The sequence below is a fragment of the Bacillus sp. D7-8 genome (assembly GCF_052055895.1).
GTDB lineage: Bacteria > Bacillota > Bacilli > Bacillales > Bacillaceae > Bacillus > Bacillus velezensis.
The window spans coordinates 1,793,214-1,812,839 of record NZ_CP179922.1; the positions used below are offsets into that span (position 1 = coordinate 1,793,214).

Here is a 19,626-nt window from a genome sequence, read left to right on the forward strand (position 1 = left end):
AGAAAATAGCTGAGGAGGAGTTCAAAATGAAGATTATCAATCCAGTACTTAAAGGATTCAACCCCGATCCGAGTATTTGCAGGGTTGGAGAGGATTATTATATCGCTGTATCTACATTTGAGTGGTTTCCGGGAGTCCAGATACACCACTCAAAAGATTTAGTCAATTGGCACTTAGTTGCACATCCATTACAGAGAGTTTCGCAATTAGACATGAAAGGAAATCCTAATTCAGGCGGGGTCTGGGCGCCATGTTTAAGTTACAGCGACGGAAAGTTTTGGCTGATCTATACGGATGTTAAGGTTGTAGATGGCGCCTGGAAAGATTGCCACAATTATTTAGTGACTTGTGACACGATTGATGGTGATTGGGGGGAGCCGATACCATTAAACAGCTCGGGTTTTGATGCTTCTTTGTTCCATGATACGGATGGGAAAAAATATTTATTAAATATGTTATGGGATCAGCGTATTGATCGGCACTCCTTTGGAGGCATTGTCATGCAGGAATATTCTGATAAGGAGCAAAAACTAATCGGTAAACCGAAAGTGATTTTTAAAGGAACTGAAAGAAAGCTGACAGAAGCGCCGCACCTTTACCGTATCGGGAACTATTATTATTTATTAACCGCAGAAGGAGGAACGCGGTTCGAACATGCTGCTACAATTGCCCGTTCTGCAAATATTGAGGGTCCATATGAAGTTCATCCTGATAATCCTATCTTAACGTCATGGCATGCGCCGGAAAATCCGCTGCAAAAATGCGGACATGCATCCATTGTACAAACACATACAGGTGAGTGGTATTTAGCTCATTTAACGGGACGTCCCATTCATCCGGACGATGATTCAATTTTTCAGCAGAGAGGATATTGTCCTCTGGGCAGAGAAACAGCTATTCAAAAGCTCTATTGGAAAGATGGCTGGCCTTATGTAGCAGGCGGAAAAGAAGGGAGCTTGGAAGTGGATGCGCCTTCTATACCTGAAACAATGTTTGAAGACACGTATCCGGAAGTTGATGAATTTGAGGATGCAACATTAAATATTAATTTTCAAACGTTAAGAATTCCGTTTACGGAGAAATTAGGATCATTAACTCAAGTGCCAAATCATTTACGATTATACGGCCATGAATCCTTAACTTCGACATTTACTCAGGCATTTGTAGCCAGACGCTGGCAAAGCCTCCATTTTGAAGCGGAAACGGCTGTTGCGTTTTATCCGGAAAATTTTCAGCAAGCCGCTGGTTTGGTGAACTATTACAATACAGAGAATTGGACGGCTCTTCAAGTCACGTATGATGAAGAACTTGGCCGTATTCTTGAATTAACGATATGTGATAACTTTTCTTTTTCACAACCGTTAAAAAATAAAATTGTGATTCCTCGTGAAGTCAAGTATGTCTATTTAAAAGTGAATATTGAAAACGAAAAATATTATTATTTGTATTCATTTAACAAAGAAGATTGGCACAAAATCGACATTGCATTAGAATCGAAAAAATTATCAGATGATTACATCCGCGGCGGGGGATTCTTTACAGGAGCTTTTGTAGGGATGCAATGCCAAGATACGAGCGGTCATCATATTCCGGCCGACTTCAGATATTTCCGTTATAAAGAAAAATAATTAGCACATGAAAAAGGAGATTTCTATTTTAGAACTCCTTTTTCATATTAGAAGGTGCCCATGTCAGTATTGGTTCAGAAATATTCCTAGAATAAAAAAACCCATCTTTAAAGATGAGCGTAAAACATAGAAGTATGTACATTTCAGTTATGAACCATGTCGAGAAAATGATCAATAACAATGGAGGACATTCCTAGAGCGGGTGCATTTTTTCCTAAGATAGATGGTAATAATTCATAGCTACTGTCTAGTTGGGAATAAACCCTGGATGACACTTCACTTTTAATTGAATGTAAAACCATAGGATGCGATTCAATGATGCTGTTTCTTAAAATGATGGCTTGCGGATTAAATGTATTTAAAATATTGGTCAGGCCTATTCCTAAATAGAAACCAAAATTCTGTAATGCCTGTAAAGTTCCAACATCATTCAGATGGGCAAGGTCTATGATATCTTGGCTGGACACTTTTTTCTCTTTCGTCTGAAGAGATGTTACTAAAGCCTTCTCTGAAGCATACAATTCCCAGCAGCCTCGGTTTCCGCAGCTGCATTTAGGACCCTTAAAGTCTATTGTCATATGCCCCATTTCTCCAGAGAATCCGCCAACCCCTCTATATAAATGATTGTTGATCATAACGCCGATCCCTATTCCTGTACCGATACTTGCATAAATAATGTTATCGTGATTTTTTGCAGCACCAAATACTTTTTCTCCATATGCGCCGGCATTTGCCTCATTTTCAATAAAAACGGGCACATTGAACTTCTTTTGGATGAAAGATTTTAAGTCAATATCTCTCCAGTTGGCGTTCGGAGCGAAAACAATTTTTTGATTTTTGTCAATCAGCCCGGGCGCGCATATCCCTATACCAATAAGACCGTATGGAGATTGCGGCATTTTTGCAATAAAATGATGAATCATCTCAATTAAAATATCTTTAGTGATTTCTGGAGAATTGCATTCCAAATGGTGGTGTTGATCAAGGACGATCGTTCCTTCAAGATCTGTTAAAATGCCATTAACATAATCCACGCCAACATCTATTCCTACGGAGTATCCTGCTTTTTTATTAAAAACAAGCATAACAGGTCTTCTGCCGCCGCTTGATTGTCCCTGACCGATTTCAAATACGAGGTTTTCTTTCATTAATGTGTTTACCTGTGACGAAACAGTTGATTTATTTAATCCGGTCATTTCAGATAATTTTGCTCTTGAAATAGGAGAATTCTTAAGTATTTCGTTTAGTAATAACTTTTGGTTAACTTTTTTGACAAAGGCTTGATCAGCGATATCCACTTCATCCACTCCATTTGTATAATCTTTAAATTAAGTTGAACGTTCTGTGTTATCGTGCGAAACGCAGTACATAGCAAATCCAACCTTTATTATATCTAATGTGTTCGTAAAAAACTAAAAAAAATATTGAAAATACTGATGAGGTTATATAAGATGAAAATAAGTTAGTTTGTTTGGGCAACAAACTAATGTGCAACATGACATAAAAGCATCTGTATTTGAATGATCATGTTTAGAATTTATTTTTAAGGGGGAAATCACACATGGCTCACTCTCATTCCGGTTCGGTCAACTATTTTGAAAGCGCAAACAAAGTGATTTACGAAGGGAAAGAATCCACGAATCCTTTAGCATTTAAATACTATAATTCTCAAGAAGTAATTGGCGGAAAAACGATGAAAGAGCATTTGCGATTTTCTATTGCCTATTGGCATACATTTACCGCTGACGGCACAGACATTTTTGGCGCAGCTACGATGCAGAGACCGTGGGATCACTATAAAGGCATGGATCTGGCGAGAGCGAGGGTAGATGCAGCGTTTGAGCTGTTTGAAAAACTGGATGCGCCATTTTTTGCTTTTCATGACCGGGATATCGCACCGGAAGGAAGTACGTTAAAAGAGACAAATCAAAATCTGGATTTAATCGTGGATATGATAAAAGACTACATGAGAACCAGCGGCGTTAAGTTATTATGGAATACTGCAAACATGTTTACGAATCCCCGTTTCGTCCATGGTGCGGCGACTTCTTGTAACGCAGATGTATTTGCGTATGCCGCAGCCCAAGTAAAAAAAGGATTAGAAACAGCAAAAGAGCTTGGCGCGGAGAACTATGTATTTTGGGGCGGACGTGAAGGGTACGAAACTTTGTTAAATACCGATTTAAAATTTGAGCTTGATAATATGGCCAGATTTATGCATATGGCAGTGGATTATGCGAAGGAAATCGGGTATACAGGGCAGTTTTTGATTGAACCAAAACCAAAAGAGCCGACCACCCATCAATATGATACGGACGCAGCAACAACTATTGCCTTTTTAAAGCAATATGGCTTAGACAATCATTTTAAATTAAATCTCGAAGCCAATCATGCCACATTAGCCGGGCATACATTCGAACATGAATTACGCATGGCGAGAGTGCATGGCCTTCTTGGCTCTGTTGACGCGAATCAGGGTGATCCGCTTTTAGGCTGGGACACAGATGAATTTCCGACAGATTTATATTCTGCGACATTAGCAATGTACGAAATCCTGAAAAATGGCGGTCTTGGAAGCGGAGGATTAAACTTTGACGCAAAGGTCAGGAGATCTTCTTTTGAGCCTGATGATTTACTATATGCCCATGTTGCAGGGATGGATACATTTGCAAGAGGATTGAAAGCCGCCCGCAAATTAATCGAAGATCGTGTGTTTGAAGATGTGATTCAACACCGTTACCGCAGCTTTACTGAAGGGATTGGGCTTGAAATTGCAGAAGGAAGAGCTGATTTTAAGACACTTGAGCAATATGCGCTGAACAATCAGCCAATTAAAAACGAATCAGGTAGACAGGAGCGGTTAAAAGCGATATTAAACCAATACATTTTACAGGTATAATGAAAAAAGAAGCTCCAGATCCCGCTGTAAAAAGATGCAGGCAGCCAAGTTCCCGGAATTGCCCGTCATGAAGTTACTGTTATGGCGGGTCATTTCAATGGGGATCTATTTAGAGAGGAAGGAGTGAAAAAATGAAGTATGTCATTGGAATAGATCTTGGTACGAGTGCCGTTAAAACCATTTTAGTCAATCAAAATGGCAAGGTTTGTGCAGAAACGTTCAAAAGTTACCCGCTCATCCAAGAGAAGGCGGGATATAGTGAGCAAAATCCTGAAGACTGGGTGCAGCAAACAATTGCAGCATTGGCTGAATTGATTTCGATATCCAACGTTCAACCCGGGGATATTGACGGGATTAGCTATTCAGGACAAATGCATGGGTTAGTGCTGCTTGATCAAGATCTTCAGGTGCTGCGTCATGCGATTCTTTGGAATGATACCAGAACGACGCCTCAATGTAGCAGGATAACCGAGACATTTGGCGATCGTCTGCTTGATATCACAAAAAACCGTGTCCTTGAAGGGTTTACATTACCTAAAATGTTATGGGTGAAGGAACATGAGCCTGAACTTTTTCACAAAACCGCTGTTTTTTTGCTTCCGAAAGACTATGTGAGATTCCGCATGACTGGCGCCATTCACACTGAATACTCCGATGCGGCAGGAACGTTACTTTTACATATGACCCGCAAAGAGTGGAGCGATGAGATTTGCAATCAATTTGGTATGTCAGCGGAAGTTTGTCCTCCGCTTGTTGAATCCCATGACTGTGTAGGATCGCTGCTTCCGAGCGTTGCGGCGGAGACTGGGCTGTTGGAAAAAACAAAAGTGTACGCCGGGGGAGCAGATAATGCTTGCGGTGCTGTCGGAGCCGGTATTCTTTCTTCCGGAAAAACATTATGCAGTATCGGGACGTCAGGAGTCATACTTTCCTGTGAAGAAGACAAAGAAAGGGACTTTAAAGGGAAAGTGCACTTTTTTAATCATGGAAAGAAGGATTCTTTTTATACGATGGGAGTCACGCTCGCTGCAGGGTACAGCTTGGACTGGTTTAAAAGAACGTTTGCGCCGAACGAATCGTTTGAACAATTATTACGGGGGGTGGAATCTGTTCCGATAGGAGCAAATGGACTGCTGTACACTCCTTACTTAGTCGGTGAAAGAACGCCGCATGCTGATTCATCTATTCGGGGAAGCTTGATCGGAATGGACGGAGCCCATAAAAGAGAGCACTTTTTGAGGGCGATAATGGAAGGCATCACATTCTCTTTATATGAATCAATTGAGCTATTCCGCGAAGCGGGAAAATCAGTTGATACGGTTGTCTCTATTGGCGGGGGAGCTAAAAATGAAACGTGGCTTCAAATGCAGGCTGATATTTTCAATACGAGGGTTGTTAAGTTAGAGAATGAACAAGGTCCCGCCATGGGGGCTGCGATGTTAGCTGCCTTCGGAAGCGGGTGGTTTGACTCTCTTGAAGAATGTGCAGAGCAGTTCATTCATGAAGCAGCTGCATTTTATCCAAAAGAACAAAATGTTCAAAAATATAAAACACTATTCGAGTTGTATAAGAACATTTACGTTCACACAAAAGATCTCAATACAGCTTTAAAGAGCTTTAGACAAAAATGAAGAAAGAACCTCGCCAAATTGGCCAGGTTCTTTTTATATTGCACAAAAACAGACACGGTGATATAATCAGAACACGCGCGCTTTTTGTGTGAAAAGTCATAGTTATCCATCTTATATTATGATTATATCATGCTGAAAAGCTCTTGTCAAATTCTTTTGAAGGGGAGATATAGAATGAGTTCTTTGGTTCTCGGCATTCACGAAATTGAAAAAACACAGCCTTTGCTCGTTGGAGGAAAAGGGTTACATTTAGGGGAATTATCAAAAATTCAAGGAATACAAGTACCGGAAGGATTTTGTGTCACAACCGCTGGATATCAAAAAGCCATTGAACAAAACGAAACATTACAAGCGCTGTTGGATCAACTGAACATGCTGAAAGTGGAGAATCGGGATCAAATTGGTGAAGTCAGCAAAAAAATCCGGCAAACCATTATGGAAACAGAAATTCCTTCAGATGTAGTCAAAGCAGTTGCTTGCCATCTCTCCCGGTTCGGCGAAGAACATGCCTATGCCGTACGTTCCAGTGCGACAGCTGAGGATTTACCGCATGCCTCTTTTGCCGGTCAACAAGACACCTATTTAAATATTACCGGCGTCGATGCGATCTTGCAGCATATCAGTAAATGTTGGGCGTCCTTATTTACGGATCGCGCGGTCATTTACCGTATGCAAAATGGATATGATCACAGCCAAGTTTATTTATCCGTTATCATCCAAAGGATGGTGTTCCCACAGGCTTCGGGAATTTTATTTACCGCTGATCCGATGACCGGAAACCGAAAGCTGCTATCCATCGATGCCGGTTTTGGACTTGGTGAAGCACTGGTCTCCGGCTTAGTCTCTGCCGATTGTTATAAAGTACAGGACGGGCAAATCGTCGATAAGAGAATAGAAACTAAAAAATTGGCTATCTATGGACGAAAAGAAGGCGGAACAGAAACACAGGAGATCGCTCTTGATCAGCAAAAGATTCAAACACTGACTGATGAACAAATTTTACAGCTGGCACGTATCGGGAGACAGATCGAAGCTCATTTCGGCCAGCCGCAAGATATCGAATGGTGTTTGGACCGCGATACTTTTTATATTGTCCAAAGCCGGCCGATCACAACGTTATACCCCGTTCCTGAAGCGAACGATCAAGAAAATCACGTCTATATCTCTGTTGGTCATCAGCAAATGATGACGGATCCCATAAAACCCCTTGGATTGTCTTTTTTTCTGTTGACGACTGCTGCACCCATGCGTAAAGCCGGCGGAAGGCTATTCGTTGATGTCACACATCAATTGGCATCTCCTGCTGTCAGAGAAGTTTTCTTAAAAGGCATGGGGCAGCACGATCCGCTCTTAAAAGACGCACTTATGACCATAATAGAGCGAGATGATTTCATTAAGCCGGTACCTGGTAAAACGGCACCAATTCCCGGCAAAGGCAATGCAGATATGCCGGATCAAGCTGAAAACGATCCGGCAATTGTTTCTGATTTGATTAAGAGCAGTCAAGCATCGATAGAAGAGTTAAAACAAAACATCCAGACGAAATCAGGAGATGATTTATTTCGTTTTATTTTGGAAGATATCAAGGAATTAAAGAAGATTCTATTTAACCCAAAAAGTTCGGTGTTGATTCGAACTGCAATGGATGCTTCATCATGGATTAACGAAAAAATGAACGAGTGGTTAGGTGAAAAAAACGCAGCAGATACGCTTTCTCAATCTGTATCCCATAATATTACTTCAGAAATGGGGCTTGCGCTATTGGACGTCGCCGATGTGATCCGCCCTTATCCAAAAGTAATTGCCTATTTAGAGAATGTAAAAGATGATCACTTTTTGGATGGGCTTGTGACGTTTGAAGGCGGGCGGGAAACCCGTGACGCTATCTATGCTTATCTCAACAAGTACGGAATGCGATGTGCCGGAGAAATTGATATGACAAGAACTCGATGGAGCGAAAAACCAACTGCACTTGTCCCTATGATTCTTAATAATCTCAAAAACTTTGAGCCAAATGCCAGCCAGCGGAAATTTGAGCAAGGTCGGCAGGAGGCGTTGAAGAAAGAACAAGAGTTATTAGACCGATTGAAGCAATTACCGGATGGTGAACAAAAAGCCAAAGAAACCAAGCGAATGATCCGCATCATCCGGAACTTCAGCGGGTTCAGAGAATATCCAAAATACGGCATGATCAGCCGCTACTTCGTTTATAAGCAGGCTTTACTGAAAGAAGCCGAACAACTCGCAGAAGCGGGCGTTATTCATGAAAAAGAGGACATATACTATCTCACCTTTGAAGAACTTCAGGAAGTCGTACGCACACATAAATTGGATTACCAAATCATCAGCACACGAAAAGGCGAGTATAAAGTATATGAAAAACTATCTCCGCCGCGTGTTATCACGTCTGACGGTGAAATCGTTACAGGCGAGTACAAACGAGAAAATCTCCCGGCAGGAGCGATTGCAGGGCTGCCCGTTTCCTCGGGAGTCATAGAGGGGCGGGCACGGGTTATTTTAAACATGGAAGATGCCGATTTGGAAGATGGGGATATATTAGTTACCTCCTATACTGATCCCAGCTGGACACCATTGTTTGTATCCATAAAAGGCCTGGTCACTGAAGTTGGCGGACTGATGACCCATGGAGCGGTTATCGCGCGTGAATACGGCTTACCTGCAGTTGTCGGAGTTGAAAATGCAACCCAATTGATAAAAGATGGGCAGCGAATCCGCGTTCATGGAACAGAAGGCTCTATTGAAATATTATAATAGCGGGGGTGTGCAGCACGTCACCAGATATTTCCCGCATTTTACTAAGAAAAGCCGGAACCTCTTAGAGGAGGAATCCGGTTTTTTTTATGTGAAAATGACTCAATGTGTGAACACCGCATTTTGCGGGTGAGCCCTTCAGTGACTAAATCTTTTTATGAAGGTGAGTAATATCCTTTTTAAGTTCACAACATCTGTAATCCGATGAATTAAAAACGCCTTAGTAACAATTATTTAGGGGCTATGTTCATGAACAAGTCTTTATTCAAAACAAAATGACCTATTGGGTTAATGGCGTTAAAGATGAAGATAAGTCTGGTGTCTTTGAAAGAGAAAAGTCTGCAGAAGATACAACGGACCCATCATCAAACATGCTGAGTGCTAAGTATTGGACGGAATATGTATCAGATTGTTTAGGCGATAAGAATATTAGCCAATGGGCAATCACTGGTTTAGCTATTTTATATGGAACTTCTTGCGAATTGTTGATTTTCGGAATCGTTTTTAAAGAATGGATCACAACGCCTTTTGGATTGTTCGCCTCTTTCTTCATAGAGGCAATATTGGCGCAGGCAGGGGTGGAAACTCTCCCGCTTACCAGAGTAAAAATAAAAAATGTTTATCTCAGATTGGTTTTTTTAAAAAGTAAAAACGCCATAAAACTTCTTATGGCGTCTGTCCGAACTAAGGGATGCAATGTTTGGGAGACGAATATAAATCGTCAATGTGCTAGAAAAGGAATGCAGCACCTACAATGATTAACAAAATGAACAGTACAACAATCAATACGAAAGAGTTTCCGCCATAATTTCCACCGTAGTTCCCCATATTATTGCCACCTCCTGTTGTTAGGATAGTACATAATATGCCGGACGATAAAATTCGACATAGATTTAAGTCTAAATAAGAAAAAATGGATGTTATGTCTAAAATGAAGAGCTTCTAAAAATGGGAGGTTAACTGAAAGAGAGAAATGGATGGGACGGTTTGCTGTTTAAAGAGGAGGGATATGGCTAAACATGCAATAAAACTGTGTATGAAAGTGGTGAGCATGAAGTTACTTCATCATGCAAAGTCACATACGTGAGGTACAGGGAAATTATAGTTAACGAAAATATTCATCATTTCCCGGGCAAGCGCAGTATACGACAAATCAAAACAAATCACAAAGGGACGGAAGGTACGATACAAGGAGGCTGCTTGCGAGTTTGTGGTGCAGATAAAGTTTCCGTTTCAAAAAGGTCATATGTTTATTCGAAACTTTACGTTTATTCCTGCAGAATGCTTGTAAAAGAAAGTCGGCAAAACTGCCGACTTTCCTAACGGAATTTAGATCTCAACAGATCTAAAGAAACCATCGACACTATCACCGGTGCCGCTATCATATTTCAGGATGTATTCTCCTTTTTGGTTAACGCTGAATTCCTGAATGAACGTTTTCCCCGCATTTAATGTCGTAGAGGATAAGAGTGTATTCCCATTAGGATAATTAATGGTGAATTTGAAAGATTTGCTGCCGTCATTCGCAACAAAAACTCTGATTTTTCCTGGAGAGCTGCCTTGATAGTTGAATGAAACCTTACCGGTACCGCCAGAAAAAGGCTGACACGCAATATACGGAGCGTCACATGACCAACCAGCAGGTTTCATGATTTTATCTTGATTTGGCAAAGGTTTTGCAGAAACATCTGCAGTCCCCATTAATGGAATTAACCCAAAAGCAAGAGCGCCGGCAATAATTTTCTTTTTCATTCGTATTCCTCCTCTTAATAGTGAATGTGGTACAGCTATAAATTTACAATATTTATAAAATAATTCCTTCTTTTTCAAGTTGAGAGAAGAAGAAAAAATTTAAAGAGGACAAATAAATGTCACAAATTAACAATCCGTACACTGCAGTAAACTGGTCAAAGCATGAAGATGATTTCACTCTAATGTTTTACAATCAATATGAAACGCAGAGATTGCATTGAACGGCGGTCTCCTCACTGGAAGTATCTGGAGTTAAAAAAGGCGATCGTTAACCCTGCGCGGGGACATCAGCGTATCTGCCAGTTCAGAATAAGGAAGAAGCTGCCTGATTGAGTGAGGTATAACGATGACCGGTGCGGCTGCGGATCAACTGAAACGAAGTATATTCCCAGGCAAGGAGTATTTCTTTAACCTGAAACTTTTATAAAGCATTAACGTATTACTTTATAAAGGTAAATAAGGAGGCTTATGAATGGGATTAAAAAATTTCTTTAATACTGAGTTAAAATGCTCTATCTGCGGAAAAACATTAAAATCAGGGGATGAGATAACAGCTTACCTTACACTTCCGAGTGTGAAGAAGATGCCTGTGGGGAGAATGGATAAAGTGTTAAGCAAACACTCTGATAAGGTCTGCTGTAAAAAGTGCAGTGAGTAGGTTTTTAGTGTTATGAGGAACCTCTGGCGGGTTTCCTCATAACAAATATCAACCAATTAAATTAGAAAAAAGCGAAATTGTGATGATTAAAGTAGATAAAGAACTGAGGGATACCAAAGGGATCATTTTTCGTTTACTTTGCTTTTTTGAAGGTTTGTTTAGCTCGTGGATCACTGCACCCCATAAAAGCATGGATGCTAAAATGATAAGACTCATATGTAACAACACTCCCTTGTTTTTATGAATTTTACCATATTTATCACAAGGATGTCGATTGAACGAACATCTCTATAAAAAGAAGATGTTTATCTAAAATTGTTGAGAGATTCAGTGAACTATTATGTAGATTAAATTAGAGAAGTTCGAAAAAGGCCTCAAATTACTCAGTGAAGATGAATATGAAGAAGTTCACAGTTCATATCCTACAATTGCTCAAACGTTCAGTCACATCTGCGCGGTGGATGTTATGTGGCTGCAAGTGCTTAAAGGGATAGACATGCAGGAAGCATTGGAAGGTTCTATGGCTTATGCGGAAAGGACTCATTTGTATTCTGCAGATGAATTTGCGGCGTCTTATGAAGAACTGGCTTCACAGTTTGAAGAATGGATGAATAGCCAAACAGATGTAGAACAAAAAATGAACTTAAATAATCCTTGGTTAGGTTACAGAGAAACTGCTTACTCAGAAATTTTATTCCATGTTGCCAATCACGGAACTTATCATCGGGGCAGCATAACAACTATGTTAAGACAGCAGGGCTACGCTTCGGCAATGAATGACCTTGCTTTATATTGATATCAGGGTTAGTTCAGAGAGTACTTGCAAAATGCATAACCGCCGAATGGTCTGTAGAGCTTCTTTTCTGAACAAAATGACAAAGTCTCATTCAGTCTGGGTAGGGCGCCGAGCAAGAATCGAGATCAAAGGCTGCCGTATCATTCCCGGCAGCCTTAATGATTAGGAAGTAAAATCGATAACCATGCGGCCGGTCACTTTACCTTGCTCCATTTCTTCAAAAATATCATTCACATCTTCGATCGGGCGTTTTGTCACTTTAGGTACAACTTTACCGTCTGCAGCAAATTGAAAAGCTTCCTTCAGGTCTTCTCTGGTACCTACTAATGAACCTACTACCTGAATGCCATCTAACACGAGACGGGGAATATCTAAATCCATTTTGTCCACCGGTAAACCGACAGCGACTACGCGAGCTCCTGCTTTTACAACATCAATCGCTTGATTGAAAGGGGTTTTAGAGACAGCTGTGATGACCACAGCATCAAGCCCTAAATCGTTAGTCACTTCTTTTGCCTTAGCGACGGGGTCTTCGTTTAAACTGTTTACAACCGCATCAGCGCCTAAGCTCTTAGCAAAATTCAATTTTTCATCGCTAATGTCGAAAGCAATTACTTTAGCGTTAAAGACATTTTTTGCATATTGAACAGCCAAGTTGCCTAAACCGCCAACTCCAAATACACCGATCCATTGACCTGGCTTAATTTCACTGACTTTAACGGATTTATAAGTTGTTACACCTGCACAAGTAATGCTGCTTGCTGCTGCAGGGTCTAAATTTTCCGGCACCTTTATTGCATAATCAACCGCTACGATTGCTTCTTCAGCCATTGCGCCGTCAACTGTATAGCCGGCATTTTTTACATCCCGGCACAAGGTTTCACGGCCAGTTAAGCAATATTCACAGCAGCCGCAGCTTTCAAACATCCAGGCAATAGAGACGCGGTCGCCCTTATTCAGACTTGTTACACCTTCACCAATCTCAGTTACAATGCCTATTCCCTCATGACCTAAAGTGACGCCAGTAACATCCCCGAAATCAGCATTTTTAACATGCAAGTCAGTATGACATACACCACAGTATTCCATCTTAACTTTGGCTTCACCATGTCGCAAAGGACGTAATTCTTTTTGTACGATCGCTATACTTTTGTCTTTTGTTGCTACTACTGCTTTCAAATCATGCACCCCTTTCGAATATTAGCAGAAAATTTTTACTTATCTTACAATTTAGCACACTGCTCTCCTTTTGAAAACCCTTACATTTTTTGCGGACAAGTGTCTCTACAAAAGTTGAGGGAGCTATGCAGGGAGGATTATATGGATATTATGTGTCATCTCCAAATGCACAGATTGCTTTGAATTTGTGGTCGTAATCTTTCTGTCGATATTTGAGCTTAAACTGCAGAGAATTACACTGGCAGGATATGATTTTACCCTTAGTGAAAAGAATTTCACGGGTAATCATTTGAACTTGAGCGCGGCTGATAAGGTGAATGGTGATGCAAACAGAAATCATTACTTATTGATCACAAAAGGAGCCGGCTGCGGAGACGTGTGGATTAAAGGATTTTACGAATTCGAACACGATGAGCCGGATGTAGATTGGTGAGCGATACACAGTCAAGGTATTTCCTTGACCTTTTTTAATGGCAAAAAAATTTCTGTATATTAAGATAGTGAATTGATGATCTGCCAAAAAAACATAGATCTTTTAAAGTGATGGATATATACTGATTTTAAACAATAGGAAAAATGGTAAATGTATTTTTATAAAAAGCAGGTGAAATTATGGGAGCGGCGTCTTGGAGCAAAAGGCAAAGCTATACTTACACATTGGCTTTTTCAAGTTTGTCGTATGGTTTGATCTTCGGGCTATATATGTTTGTATACTCGGGTTTTGTGCCATTTGCATTGGTTACTGTGGTTATCATTGCTTTTTACGCATTGATTACTTACTTTTTGTTTGCTGTTCCTGTGCAACTATGGCTAAGAAAGAAGCCTAAAAAGTTTAGTTTGGTTCATCTTTTCATTTATACAGCAGTCGCTTTTTTAGCTGTGTTCTTGTTCTGGTACATAGATAATCCGCCAATTGATTTCACAGTTTTCAGAACTTTCATTTATTACATAATGAGCATTGTTGCTGCGTTCATATATTGGTTCTGGGACTCTATATTTCTGAGAAATTACAATACTCCCCAGAAGTAAAGCTGATGTTCTAAAAAAGAAAAGACCGACTAGCGCCATGCCCAGTCTGCATTGTTCAAATTGAAATTCATGTGATGAATCCAGAAAGCGGGTGAGGAAAAATGGAATACATTGAGTTGACTAGGGACAATATTGATGACAATCATATTTGCTGTGCATTAGGCACGAAACAATATGAGGATGCGGTAAATGAAAAGAAGAGCTGGCTCAAAGATCGGATGATTGATGGCTTGGTGTTCTATCGCCTAAACGAACGGGCAAAAGTTTTTATTGAATATTTACCTGCAGAAGAAGCGTGGGTTCCGGTAAGCGCACCTCATTTTATGTTTATTAATTGTCTTTGGGTCTCAGGTAAATATAAGAATAACCGACATGCGAAACACTTGTTAGAAAAATGTGTGTCAGATGCAAAATCCCGCGGTATGGATGGGATAGTTCATATAGTGGGGAAGAAAAAACTCCCTTATTTAAGTGATAAGCATTTCTTTGAACATATGGGATTTGCTGTGCAAGATGAAGCAGAACCCTATTTTCAGTTGATGTCACTGACGTGGAATGAACATGCACATCCTCCTGTATTTAAAAAACAGGTGAAAAGTAATTCAGTTAATGATGAGGGAATCACAATATTTTATACAGCCCAATGTCCATTTGCAGTCGGATTGTTAAAGGATTTAAAGGAACTGACTGAAAAGAAAGGACTTCATTTTCAGGCCCGGCGAATAACGTCAAAAGACATGGCGCAAAAATCCCCGGCAGTTTGGACGACTTTCAGCGTGTTTTATAATGGGACATTTCTCACTCATGAGATGATGAGCATGAATAAGTTTGAAAAAATACTTAATAAGCTTTTAATGGCTTAACTTTGTTTTAATTACTATTGCTCGTTTCTATATTCGATACTGAGGGTTTTTCACGAAAATTGTCCAGTACTTTACATGCGGGCGGCAAATGAATGATTATTGTTTTTGACAAAGATGATAATGTTCATCATTATAGTAAAAATAGATTGAGATAAGTTCTTCAACAAACAAAGAAGATCTGTTGAAGAAGTTCTTTTCAAAGATCGATAACAATGAAACAGGAGACTGCAAATGCAAAAAATTGATACCCATCGCTTAATTTTAAGAAATTTTACGGAGAGAGATGCGCAAGGTCTGTTGGAATATTCGGCACATCCGAGAGTGAATTGCTTTCTTGATGACAGAATGTCTACGTTAGAAGAAGCTGCCGTAAACGTTCAAAAAAGAAGCCGAGATGACTCTTATATTGCAGTTTGTTTAAAAGACAGTAATGATCTAGTCGGAGAACTATTTTATTTAAAAGAAGAGCCAGATACCTATTCCGTTTGCTGGAATTTCAATGCCCGTTTTGAAGGGAAGGGATACGCAAGTGAAAGTGCGAAGGCTTTCTTTGAGTATCTCTTTATGCAAAAAAAAGCAAGAAGGCTTTATGCATATGTTGAAGATGATAACTGCAGGTCACAAAAATTATGTGAAAGATTAGGAATGCGTAAAGAAGGTTATTTTCTTGAATTTATTTCATTTACTGCACACGAGGATGGAACACCTAAATATGAAAACACTTACCAATACGCATTGCTAAAGAAAGAATGGTTAAAACAAAAACATAGTTAATAGAATTTGTGGGGAAATAATCTCCCCTTTGTCGAAAAAACCTTGCTGAAAGCAGGTTTTTTTGTGTTTAAGTTAAATACTTCATTAGGTTACCGATCATACCAATTTAAAAACGAAATAAGAATTAAAATATGCAGACAAAGCAGCGAAGCATATCGCATAAAAGGTGTTATCAGATGTATGACCGTTCCTAAAAATAAAACTTATGTAGAAAGGAACTCTAACGTGAAATCAAATTTAGTTTCGTTTCTATTAGCATTGTCAGGATTTATATTCAGTATTTATATGCAGTCAATGGCTTACTGGAGCAATGACTCTATGCTGTGGTATTGGGTCGGTGCGGTTTTGTCGTATCTATTTGCTGCAGGATCAATGGTTACTCTGATTCTTAACAAAAACAAAGACTCAATTCTAACAATAAGTTGTCTCATTTTAATGATTGTAACCGTTATGCTTATTTTAGTCACAACTTTTTGGACGACTTTTATCATTATTGCATGGCAGTCTGGGATGTGAAGCTAAGGGGAATATGATCTTCTTAGTATTTTTTTTATTCCTGGAATTAGAATCCCTTTTTATTATTCTTTCAAATTAAATGTAACAATTCTAATATTCATACGTTCTAAATGATAAAGGCGGGATGTCATGAAAAAACGTAAAGTCATTAAAACATTGCTGGTTATTATCACTGTTCTCATAATAGCAGCCGGATTTGCACTGTTTTCTTTAATTTCAGGAGAAAAAGTTAAATATATCGGCTATAGCCAAAGCAAGACGTGGGAAGCGTCAATCGAAAAATCAGGCAAGACCTCTATCGGCCCTAACTATTTCTTGAATTTGTATTACAGAGGTAATAAAGTGAATGAAAAGAACACGGTGATTAAGAGATTAACATTATTTGTTGACGGCCGGAAATATGGTGAAGATAAAGACTATCATCTTTCAGAATACACCGGAGAGAAATTAGAAGGCGGCGGAACGGGAGAAGACCATATTCAGACATTTGAATATATGCCGGAACATGAAGTGATCGGTCATGAAATCACTGTTGAAGCAGCATGGAAAACCGATCATGAGTCCTATTCAGAAAAATTCAATCTGAAAAGAACGCATTGGTATGACTGAAAGAATAAAAAGAGGGCGGTATAACCCTCTTTTTGACGCAGAGCCTTTATTTTTGTCTGTTTTTCCTCGATTTGCTGAAGTCGATAAAAGAGGCATTGGAGCCGATAAAATTACTTACTAAGACATACATAAAGAAACCATTAAAAGCTCCCTGCCGGCATCCGTAAAAAAGAATGGATAATGAGATAAGCAATACAGCCGTAAGCAAGTCTGCAGCCAGACCTGTTTTACGGTGAGACTGAAAATATGCTCTTAATCTTCTGATGTTGTTCAAAGCGAACACCTCTTGATGCTTATGCATAAGAAAATAATACCATTGAAATATATGTAATATCAATGAATAGGGTTGGAAACGGAGGGGTTCAAAGTTGGGCGATCTTGTGTAAAAGAAAGGATCAGGATGAATGTGACCAGCATCCACCCTGATCAATGGGGTTCACAGTGTTCTATTTCATTGTATTCCAATCGGAATAATATTACAAGGGTGAAAAAGAAATAAGCGGAATGTTTTCGGCTTCTTCTGCTTCTGGAGCGGGAAAAGGAAAGTGAGATGTTTGAATGAAAATAAATGATTATCTGAAGGAAAGGTTTCCGACTTTAAAATTAGTGCCCGGCATTTATCATCAATGGCACGTGGGAATTCATTTTTCTCTCGGCGGCAATATGTATCAATTTAATGAAAGCGGTGCTTTGAATCTTGAGTATTTTCAGCTTGTCCATCATCAAACCGCCGCACTTTTCAATGAGCTGTTTGAACATAGCGATGACTTGTTTCTTGTTGCCAACGTGTATAAGCACAAAACTCAAGGTAATCATGCGAGAAAATTAAAGGTTTATCAGCCGTTTCTGAAGTGTAAGGATGATTTATATCGGATTCAAGTGAAGACCTGTCCATGCCCGGTCGAAGAAGAATATGAAATGCAGCAGTTTTCTTTATTATGTAAACGGAAAGATCTGCGTATCCCCCAATTACTTAAGGCAGCCGTCCACGAAGATTTTCCGCTGAAGCCAAGGTTCGGGGGCTGTTCCGTTGGGTATCCTGATGTTTTCTTTGTGGATATGACAAAAGATATTATTTTCTTTCTGTATGATGACAGAGGGTGTGAAGTCATTGCTCTTGATGCCGGAAGAATACGAAAGCTTTATGATCAATATCACGATTGGATTGAATTGGACTGAAAATGAACACATGAATTCGGATCCGCTTGTGCCGGCTTTGTTCTTGCCTAGTCCGGCTGCATGAGTATAATGGGCAGAATTGAAGGACGCCTGAAACTTTTTTTCTCTCATACCGACCTTCTGCATGTTAAACTTCTGTATTTATTTTGAACGAATTCCTATTTGTAAAACGGCTGAATAGAATAACATAAAAGCTTTTTTACACAGTGCAGGAGGAGAGAAATGTGAGGGCTGAACACCGTGATTGTATGGAAATTGGAATTTATTCATTTGCAGAATTATATCCCGATCCTCTGACAGGGAAAACAGTCAGCGCAAAGCAGCGGATAGATGAATTGATGAAGCTGGCGAAACTGGCTGACGACGCAGGGCTTGATGTATTCGGTGTAGGCGAGCATCATCGTCTTGATTATGCGGTATCTTCGCCGCCGGCCATCTTATCAGCGATTTCACAGATCACTGAAAATATTAAGCTGACCAGTGCCACGACTGTATTATCCACCGCAGATCCCGTCCGTTTATTTGAGGATTTTGCAACGCTTGATCTGATTTCAGACGGCCGGGCGGAAATCATTGCGGGACGGGGCGCATTTTTAGACTCGTTTCCTCTTTTCGGTTATGACGTAGGCCATTATAAAGAACTGTTTGAAGAACACATTGACCTTTTTTTAAAATTAAATTCCGGGGAAGAATCGGTTACCTGGAAAGGACGTTACCGGCCGCCGCTGCGCGAGGCAGAAATTTCTCCTCGGCCTTTTCGCGGAAGCATTCCGCTATGGTTAGGTGTTTCAGGGACTCCGGAAAGCGCAGAACGGGCCGGGCGTGCAGGTGCGGGGTTGGCATTAGCTGTACTGAGCGGTGATCCGATGTCATCTAAGCCGCTTGTTGACAAATACCGGGAAGCGGCTTCTAAAGCCGGTCATCCTCCGGAAAATGTGAAGGTTGCCGTAACCGGACATATGTTCATTTCAAAAACGAATGAACAGGCAATACAAGAATTTTATCCGTATCATTCAAATTACTGGTCTCACGTTCATTCATATCACGGGATCGATGAGCCTTTAACGAAGGAAGATTTTGAGCGGGCGTCCGGAAAAGAAACAGCTTTATTTGTGGGAAGCTCACAGCAGATCATTGAAAAAATCATGCATCAATACGAGTTATTCGGACATCAGCGATTTCTCGCGCAAATCGATATAGGAGGTATGCCGTTTAAAAAAGCCGCGGAAAACATCGAACGATTAGCAGCGGAAGTAGCACCGGTTATCCGAAAGGAAACCGGCAAATCCAGCGAATGAAGTTCTGAGCAAAAGGGGCGGGCCGGTCAATCGCGGATTCGAT

Annotated in this window: 20 protein-coding genes and 1 pseudogene; 16 read left to right on the forward strand and 5 right to left on the reverse strand. The window is 40.2% G+C overall.

Annotated features, from left to right (window positions below):
• The first annotated feature begins 26 nt into the window (after window positions 1-26).
• Entirely contained in the window at window positions 27-1,628 is a 1,602-nt protein-coding gene (gene xynB / locus ACKTRM_RS08800; protein WP_012117619.1) for a xylan 1,4-beta-xylosidase, read from the forward strand.
• A gap of 143 nt (window positions 1,629-1,771) precedes the next feature.
• Here xynB and xylR read toward each other — a convergent pair whose 3' ends face one another.
• Window positions 1,772-2,926, reverse strand: coding sequence for a transcriptional repressor XylR (gene xylR / locus ACKTRM_RS08805; RefSeq protein ID WP_012117620.1), 1,155 nt, complete (start codon window positions 2,924-2,926; stop codon window positions 1,772-1,774).
• A gap of 263 nt (window positions 2,927-3,189) precedes the next feature.
• On the opposite strand from xylR, the gene xylA reads away from it, so the two are divergent.
• From xylA to ACKTRM_RS08825, 4 genes are all read left to right on the forward strand, one after another.
• The gene (gene xylA / locus ACKTRM_RS08810; RefSeq protein WP_012117621.1) at window positions 3,190-4,527 is read left to right on the forward strand and encodes a xylose isomerase; all 1,338 of its coding nucleotides are present in this window, start codon (window positions 3,190-3,192) and stop codon (window positions 4,525-4,527) included.
• Window positions 4,528-4,658: 131 nt separating this feature from the next.
• Complete coding sequence (xylB, locus tag ACKTRM_RS08815; RefSeq protein ID WP_012117622.1) at window positions 4,659-6,158, forward strand: xylulokinase; 1,500 nt, start codon at window positions 4,659-4,661, stop codon at window positions 6,156-6,158.
• A gap of 174 nt (window positions 6,159-6,332) precedes the next feature.
• Complete coding sequence (gene ppsA, locus ACKTRM_RS08820; RefSeq protein ID WP_012117623.1) at window positions 6,333-8,930, forward strand: phosphoenolpyruvate synthase; 2,598 nt, start codon at window positions 6,333-6,335, stop codon at window positions 8,928-8,930.
• Between the two features lie 275 nt (window positions 8,931-9,205).
• On the forward strand, window positions 9,206-9,688 hold the full coding sequence (locus tag ACKTRM_RS08825) for a hypothetical protein (protein ID WP_012117624.1): 483 nt from the start codon (window positions 9,206-9,208) through the stop codon (window positions 9,686-9,688).
• Here ACKTRM_RS08825 and ACKTRM_RS08830 read toward each other — a convergent pair.
• Together ACKTRM_RS08830 and ACKTRM_RS08835 are read right to left on the reverse strand one after the other, a co-directional pair.
• Entirely contained in the window at window positions 9,660-9,758 is a 99-nt protein-coding gene (locus tag ACKTRM_RS08830) for a YjcZ family sporulation protein (RefSeq protein ID WP_072589120.1), read from the reverse strand. The genes ACKTRM_RS08825 and ACKTRM_RS08830 overlap by 29 nt on opposite strands.
• A gap of 501 nt (window positions 9,759-10,259) precedes the next feature.
• Window positions 10,260-10,682 (reverse strand): hypothetical protein, encoded by a 423-nt coding sequence (locus tag ACKTRM_RS08835; RefSeq protein WP_012117626.1) that lies wholly within the window; start codon window positions 10,680-10,682, stop codon window positions 10,260-10,262.
• Window positions 10,683-10,807: 125 nt separating this feature from the next.
• Between ACKTRM_RS08835 and ACKTRM_RS08840 the strand changes: the two are divergent.
• The 3 genes and pseudogenes from ACKTRM_RS08840 to ACKTRM_RS08850 all read left to right on the forward strand — a co-directional run.
• A pseudogene (locus tag ACKTRM_RS08840) lies at window positions 10,808-10,920 on the forward strand (class 1b ribonucleoside-diphosphate reductase subunit beta); the annotation flags it as partial.
• A 234-nt stretch (window positions 10,921-11,154) separates the two neighbouring features.
• Complete coding sequence (locus ACKTRM_RS08845) at window positions 11,155-11,340, forward strand: hypothetical protein (RefSeq protein WP_012117627.1); 186 nt, start codon at window positions 11,155-11,157, stop codon at window positions 11,338-11,340.
• A 346-nt stretch (window positions 11,341-11,686) separates the two neighbouring features.
• Window positions 11,687-12,136: a DinB family protein gene (locus ACKTRM_RS08850; protein WP_049753388.1), complete on the forward strand. Its 450-nt coding sequence runs from the start codon at window positions 11,687-11,689 to the stop codon at window positions 12,134-12,136.
• Between the two features lie 162 nt (window positions 12,137-12,298).
• On the opposite strand, the gene adhP is transcribed toward ACKTRM_RS08850, so the two are convergent.
• Window positions 12,299-13,315 carry an alcohol dehydrogenase AdhP gene (gene adhP / locus ACKTRM_RS08855; protein ID WP_012117630.1) on the reverse strand — a complete coding sequence of 339 codons (1,017 nt, stop codon included), beginning with the start codon at window positions 13,313-13,315 and terminating at the stop codon, window positions 12,299-12,301.
• Window positions 13,316-13,604: 289 nt separating this feature from the next.
• On the opposite strand from adhP, the gene ACKTRM_RS08860 reads away from it, so the two are divergent.
• From ACKTRM_RS08860 to ACKTRM_RS08885, 6 genes are all read left to right on the forward strand, one after another.
• Window positions 13,605-13,748, forward strand: a complete 144-nt coding sequence (locus ACKTRM_RS08860) for a hypothetical protein (RefSeq protein ID WP_225367697.1) — start codon at window positions 13,605-13,607, stop codon at window positions 13,746-13,748.
• Window positions 13,749-13,927: 179 nt separating this feature from the next.
• Window positions 13,928-14,344, forward strand: coding sequence for a UPF0715 family protein (locus tag ACKTRM_RS08865; protein WP_012117632.1), 417 nt, complete (start codon window positions 13,928-13,930; stop codon window positions 14,342-14,344).
• Window positions 14,345-14,445: 101 nt separating this feature from the next.
• Complete coding sequence (locus ACKTRM_RS08870; protein WP_012117633.1) at window positions 14,446-15,207, forward strand: GNAT family N-acetyltransferase; 762 nt, start codon at window positions 14,446-14,448, stop codon at window positions 15,205-15,207.
• A gap of 231 nt (window positions 15,208-15,438) precedes the next feature.
• Window positions 15,439-15,981: a GNAT family N-acetyltransferase gene (locus tag ACKTRM_RS08875; protein ID WP_012117634.1), complete on the forward strand. Its 543-nt coding sequence runs from the start codon at window positions 15,439-15,441 to the stop codon at window positions 15,979-15,981.
• A 180-nt stretch (window positions 15,982-16,161) separates the two neighbouring features.
• Window positions 16,162-16,497 (forward strand): DUF3902 family protein, encoded by a 336-nt coding sequence (locus tag ACKTRM_RS08880; RefSeq protein WP_023356913.1) that lies wholly within the window; start codon window positions 16,162-16,164, stop codon window positions 16,495-16,497.
• Window positions 16,498-16,626: 129 nt separating this feature from the next.
• A complete protein-coding gene (locus ACKTRM_RS08885) occupies window positions 16,627-17,106 on the forward strand; it encodes a DUF4944 domain-containing protein (RefSeq protein WP_007410343.1) in 480 nt (159 codons plus the stop codon).
• Window positions 17,107-17,152: 46 nt separating this feature from the next.
• On the opposite strand, the gene ACKTRM_RS08890 is transcribed toward ACKTRM_RS08885, so the two are convergent.
• Window positions 17,153-17,380, reverse strand: a complete 228-nt coding sequence (locus ACKTRM_RS08890; RefSeq protein ID WP_012117636.1) for a hypothetical protein — start codon at window positions 17,378-17,380, stop codon at window positions 17,153-17,155.
• A 284-nt stretch (window positions 17,381-17,664) separates the two neighbouring features.
• Between ACKTRM_RS08890 and ACKTRM_RS08895 the strand changes: the two genes are divergently transcribed.
• Both ACKTRM_RS08895 and ACKTRM_RS08900 read left to right on the forward strand, forming a co-directional pair.
• Entirely contained in the window at window positions 17,665-18,285 is a 621-nt protein-coding gene (locus ACKTRM_RS08895; RefSeq protein WP_012117637.1) for a DUF3885 domain-containing protein, read from the forward strand.
• A 224-nt stretch (window positions 18,286-18,509) separates the two neighbouring features.
• Window positions 18,510-19,583, forward strand: a complete 1,074-nt coding sequence (locus tag ACKTRM_RS08900) for an LLM class flavin-dependent oxidoreductase (RefSeq protein WP_012117638.1) — start codon at window positions 18,510-18,512, stop codon at window positions 19,581-19,583.
• The last annotated feature ends 43 nt before the right edge of the window (window positions 19,584-19,626 follow it).

Excerpts from the sequence above, each read along its gene's own strand:
- xynB (WP_012117619.1), top strand. The coding sequence starts at position 27 with ATGAAGATTATCAATCCAGTACTTAAAGGATTCAACCCCGATCCGAGT.
- xylA (WP_012117621.1), top strand. The coding sequence starts at position 3,190 with ATGGCTCACTCTCATTCCGGTTCGGTCAACTATTTTGAAAGCGCAAAC.
- xylB (WP_012117622.1), top strand. The coding sequence starts at position 4,659 with ATGAAGTATGTCATTGGAATAGATCTTGGTACGAGTGCCGTTAAAACC.
- ppsA (WP_012117623.1), top strand. The coding sequence starts at position 6,333 with ATGAGTTCTTTGGTTCTCGGCATTCACGAAATTGAAAAAACACAGCCT.
- ACKTRM_RS08825 (WP_012117624.1), top strand. The coding sequence starts at position 9,206 with ATGACCTATTGGGTTAATGGCGTTAAAGATGAAGATAAGTCTGGTGTC.
- ACKTRM_RS08830 (WP_072589120.1), bottom strand. The coding sequence starts at position 9,758 with ATGGGGAACTACGGTGGAAATTATGGCGGAAACTCTTTCGTATTGATT.
- ACKTRM_RS08835 (WP_012117626.1), bottom strand. The coding sequence starts at position 10,682 with ATGAAAAAGAAAATTATTGCCGGCGCTCTTGCTTTTGGGTTAATTCCA.
- ACKTRM_RS08845 (WP_012117627.1), top strand. The coding sequence starts at position 11,155 with ATGGGATTAAAAAATTTCTTTAATACTGAGTTAAAATGCTCTATCTGC.
- ACKTRM_RS08865 (WP_012117632.1), top strand. The coding sequence starts at position 13,928 with ATGGGAGCGGCGTCTTGGAGCAAAAGGCAAAGCTATACTTACACATTG.
- ACKTRM_RS08870 (WP_012117633.1), top strand. The coding sequence starts at position 14,446 with ATGGAATACATTGAGTTGACTAGGGACAATATTGATGACAATCATATT.
- ACKTRM_RS08875 (WP_012117634.1), top strand. The coding sequence starts at position 15,439 with ATGCAAAAAATTGATACCCATCGCTTAATTTTAAGAAATTTTACGGAG.
- ACKTRM_RS08880 (WP_023356913.1), top strand. The coding sequence starts at position 16,162 with ATGACCGTTCCTAAAAATAAAACTTATGTAGAAAGGAACTCTAACGTG.
- ACKTRM_RS08885 (WP_007410343.1), top strand. The coding sequence starts at position 16,627 with ATGAAAAAACGTAAAGTCATTAAAACATTGCTGGTTATTATCACTGTT.
- ACKTRM_RS08895 (WP_012117637.1), top strand. The coding sequence starts at position 17,665 with ATGAAAATAAATGATTATCTGAAGGAAAGGTTTCCGACTTTAAAATTA.